At 57.2% G+C, this 4,040-nt stretch carries 4 protein-coding genes; 3 read left to right on the forward strand and 1 reads right to left on the reverse strand.

The genetic code is table 11. The features are described 5' to 3' along the window. Positions 1-286: 286 nt before the first annotated feature. The 3 genes from NW819_RS03955 (at position 287) to NW819_RS03965 (ending at position 2,312) form a co-directional block, all read left to right on the forward strand. Entirely contained in the window at positions 287-505 is a 219-nt protein-coding gene (locus tag NW819_RS03955; RefSeq protein WP_414331694.1) for a hypothetical protein, read from the forward strand. Between the two features lie 26 nt (positions 506-531). Further along, positions 532-1,812 (forward strand): MDR family MFS transporter, encoded by a 1,281-nt coding sequence (locus NW819_RS03960; protein ID WP_011432585.1) that lies wholly within the window; start codon positions 532-534, stop codon positions 1,810-1,812. 131 nt (positions 1,813-1,943) lie between these two features. Continuing rightward, on the forward strand, positions 1,944-2,312 hold the full coding sequence (locus NW819_RS03965) for a YccF domain-containing protein (RefSeq protein ID WP_414343163.1): 369 nt from the start codon (positions 1,944-1,946) through the stop codon (positions 2,310-2,312). 147 nt (positions 2,313-2,459) lie between these two features. Here NW819_RS03965 and NW819_RS03970 read toward each other — a convergent pair. Then, on the reverse strand, positions 2,460-4,040 hold a 1,581-nt coding region (locus NW819_RS03970), incomplete at its 5' end, for a transglycosylase domain-containing protein (RefSeq protein WP_414412955.1).

Raw genomic sequence — 4,040 nt, forward strand, 5'->3', positions numbered from 1 at the left:
ATGGCGGGGATCCATGTATCCCAGTGCTCACCCTGCGGCTAGAGCATGGGACCTATTGCCCCCGCACCCCCGTTAGTTAAAATTGTTGGTACTAGAACTGTAAGGCACAGCTTCTTCTAGCTTTGTCCAGGTTTGCGGCTGAGCTACAGGTGCTCTGTTGTGGGCAAAGGGAACTTGCGCCTCGGCTGCAGCAAGCAAGATGGGGGTTGGCTTCCTGCTCAGCAGGTTTTGGGAAAGGTTGAAGGTTGTAAGTTGGCTCAGAAAAGGACTGGGTGTTTTGGGGCAGATGAAAAGTAGCTTAGTGCAGCTCGATTATCGAGTTTATAAGTTGGCGCGGCTGTTGAGCGAATATTTGGAGTTGGGGAAATGGGTTGCCCTGTCTGCTGGCTCGCTGGGTGAAGAGCCTTCTGGCAACGAACATCAAGCCTGGCTGCACAAATTTTCAGTTTACTTGTCAGAGCAGGCTCCTTGCCCTGGCCTCAAGGATCGGGATCCCGTAGGCTAGGTAGGCCCTCCCCTGCTGCACTCAACATGTGGATCCCTTCTTGGTGGCCGAAGCTCAGTTTTCAGGTTTGGCTGATCTTTATCGGTCGGCTGCTTTCCCAAACTGGAACCGGCTTTACCTTGTTTTATGCCAGTCTCTTTTTTGTGAATCAGGTGGGGCTGACCGCCACCCAAGTGGGCCTGGGGCTAGGCATTATGGCTTTTGCCGGGGTGTTTGGCCGCATCCTGGGCGGCTCGATGGCCGATGGAGCTTGGGGGCGCCGTTCCACTTTGATCCTCTCTCTGGCTATTTCCACCTTGGGGTCGTTTGGGTTTGCGCTCTCCTATGACTTCTGGAGTTTTGCCCTGGCCAATATGGCTGCAGGCTTGGGGCAGGGGTTGTACTGGCCGCCTGCGGAAGCGATTGTAGCAGATCTAACCACTCGTGAGCAGCGCAACGAAGCCTACGCTCTCAACCGTCTGGGGGATAACCTGGGCCTCAGCCTTGGGGTGGCTATGGCCAGCACGCTGGTGGCTCTGACGGGGGCCTATCGGCTCTTGTTTGTAATCGACGGTGTCACTTTTCTAATCTTTCTGGCAGTACTTTGGTTTTTTATCCGGGAAACTCGGGCGACTTGTCCGGCAGCAGAGCCTGTGTTGGCAGGTTGGAAAACCGCCCTTAGAGATCGCTCCCTTTTGGTGTTTGGCCTGTCGAATATCCTGTTCACCACCTATGTGGCCCAGCTCAGCAGCAGCATGCCCCTTTACTTCCGCAATGGGGTAGGGATCCCAGAGGTGCAAATCGGCATTTTGTTTGCCTTGCATGGGGCCTTGATCGCTCTGCTGCAGATGCCGGTGGCCCGTTGGTTGAATCGCCGGACGCGCATCCAAGGGTTGCAGGGATCCGCCCTGATGTGGGGGGTGGGATTTCTTTTGGTTTGGCTTAGCGGTCTGGCGGCGGAATTGGGGGCTCCGGCCCCGGCGGTGGCAGTCTTGGCGCTGGCGGTGCTCTCTTTGGCGTTGGTGAGCTACAACCCCTCTGCCTCTGCTTTGGTGGCGGATTTGGCGCCGGATCACTTGCGGGGGGTGTATCTGTCGGTCAACTCCCTCTGCTGGGCGGCGGGGTTTGCTCTTGGCCCAATGATTGGGGGGATGGCCTTGGACTTGCCGCAACCGTGGGCAAGCGGGTTGTGGATCTTTTGGGTGATCACCGTCAGTTGGGTTTGGGGGATCCTCCGCTTTCTGAACCGCATTCTGCCCTGCAAGGTGAATAGGGCCGCAGTGCCTCCGGTGATGGAGCCCGCTCCCCTCGGTGACGCAGAACGCTAGAGCCCAGGAAAGAAGCAGATTTTGGGATCCCAGTCTTGGCCAACAGCTGGTTAGAGTATGGATGTCGAACAGGAAGGCTAGTTCTGCTCTTGTAGCCTGCAATTTGGTCTCAACGGTGGAGGATCTGAATCATGAGCTTGATTGGCAACATCATCTGGCTAATCTTCGGGGGTTTGCTGACAGGTTTGGGCTACATCTTAGGAGGACTGAGCCTTTGCCTGACAATCATCGGCATTCCCTTTGGCTGGCAGAGCATCAAACTGGGGTTTGCAGTGCTTGCCCCCTTCGGAAAGGAAGTGGTGGAGTATCCCGATGCCAACAGCCCGCTGCTGCTGATCTTTAACGTCATCTGGCTATTGCTGTTTGGCTGGCCGTTGGTGCTTAACCATCTCTTCTGGGCTGTGATTCTGGCAATCACCATTGTTGGGATCCCCTTTGCCAAACAACACATGAAGTTAATTATTTTGTCGTTGTTGCCCTTTGGCCGAGATCTGCGCTGAGAAAGTGGGTGAACCTAGATTGTGGGTTTATTGAGGGGTACGGCCAAACTGGTTATTAGGCATTTCTCACTTGGGATGCAGGAGAGTTTTCTGTCGGGTTGTCAGGATTTGGGGTTGCCAATTGCCAAGGCTGCTCTCGGAGTTGCTCTATTGAACCATCGTCAAACTATTACCAATGACTTGCCTCGTGTAATTTCCCCAAGTTTGAGCAGCTATGCTGCTGCTTCCTCGTGTTGGGCTAGAGTCATCATTGCCCAGCCAAATGCCGGTCACCAGGGGAGGGTTGGGCGTGTAGCCGATAAAGAGCAGATCCTTGTTGGCGGTGGTGGTGCCGGTTTTACCGGCTTCTCCAATGCCGAGCCGGGCAGCAGTGCCGGTGCCGGAGCTGATCACCCCTTGCAGTACGGCTGTCATCTGTTGGGCGACGGTTTCTGGCAGGACAAGTCGCTGAGAGCGGGGATCCTCCCGACCAGGGTAAATCTCACGGCAGGTGCGAAAGTCGTTGGGGTTGGCGCAATCGCTGCTATCCAAGATGCGGCGGATGGTGTGGGGCCTTGACCAAAGGCCACGATTGGCAAAAGGAGTGAAGGCTGCTGTCAACTCCAGCAAGTTCACCTCCATGGTGCCAATCACCATAGAAGGATAGGGTTGCAACGGCGATTGGATGCCCATTTGCCGGGCCGTCGCCACCACTTGCTCTAGACCGACTTGTTGGGCCAACCGCAGGGCAATCACGTTTTCGGAGAGGATCAGGCCGCGGGCCAAATCCATAGGGGCCGATCCCGAGCGACAGCCCCGAAAGGTGAGGTTGCCCCAGGTGAGGGGCTCGCAAGACAACACTTGGGAGAGAGGGATCCCCTGGGTGAGGGCAGCCGCATACGTGAACACTTTGAAGGTGGAGCCCGGCTGCCTTTGAGCTTGGGTAGCCCGGTTGAAGGGGCTGGCGTTGTAGTCGATCCCGCCCACCAAAGCCAGCACTTCACCGTTGCGGCTGTCGAGACTGACCAAAGCGCCTTGGCTGAAGCCCAAGCGGGATCCGGACTCGCGCACCGTTTGGGCCAGGACTTGCTCTGCCAAACGCTGGTAGGGCAAATGCACCGTGGTTTCGATGATGAAGTTGCCCTCTGCCGAGAGGTCTTGGCCCAAGAGCTGCCGCAGCTCCTGGAAGACGGCACTGTAAAAGTAGGGAGCAACTGTCGAGGTTTGGGAGCGCAAATGGGGGTTGAGGGTGAGGCGACTGCGCCGGGCCCGCCGAATCTCCTCTTCGGGGAAGACTTTCAGCTCGCTCAGGCGATCCAACACCCGATCCCGGCCCCGAACGGCGGCATCATAGTTGGCGACAGGGTTAAAGGCATTGGGCGCGGGCAAAATGGCCGCCAGAGTCGCAGCTTCGGAAAGGCTGAGCTGGCGGCTTGGGATCCCGAAATAGAACTGGGCAGCAGTTTCAAAGCCGTAGATGCCGTTGCCCAGGTAAACATTGTTGAGGTAGAGAGCGAGGATTTCGTCTTTGCTGTAGCGCTGTTCCAGCTTCAGGGCGGCGACGGCCTCCCGCAGCTTGCGCCCGAAGGTGTTGCCGGAGCCGGTGTAGTCCCGCAGCACGGTGCGGGCCAGTTGTTGGCTGATGGAGCTGCCCCCCTGCTGCACTTCCCCCGAGCGCAGGTTCACCCAAAAGGCGCGGGCAATGCCCAGCAGATCCACCCCAAAGTGGGAGTAAAAGCGGTGATCTTC

Source organism: Synechococcus sp. R8-2 (assembly GCF_047461715.1).
Classification (GTDB): domain Bacteria; phylum Cyanobacteriota; class Cyanobacteriia; order Thermostichales; family Thermostichaceae; genus Thermostichus.

Coding starts and splice junctions, on each gene's coding strand:
- NW819_RS03965 (WP_414343163.1), top strand. CDS start 1,944: ATGAGCTTGATTGGCAACATCATCTGGCTAATCTTCGGGGGTTTGCTG.
- NW819_RS03955 (WP_414331694.1), top strand. CDS start 287: ATGAAAAGTAGCTTAGTGCAGCTCGATTATCGAGTTTATAAGTTGGCG.
- NW819_RS03960 (WP_011432585.1), top strand. CDS start 532: ATGTGGATCCCTTCTTGGTGGCCGAAGCTCAGTTTTCAGGTTTGGCTG.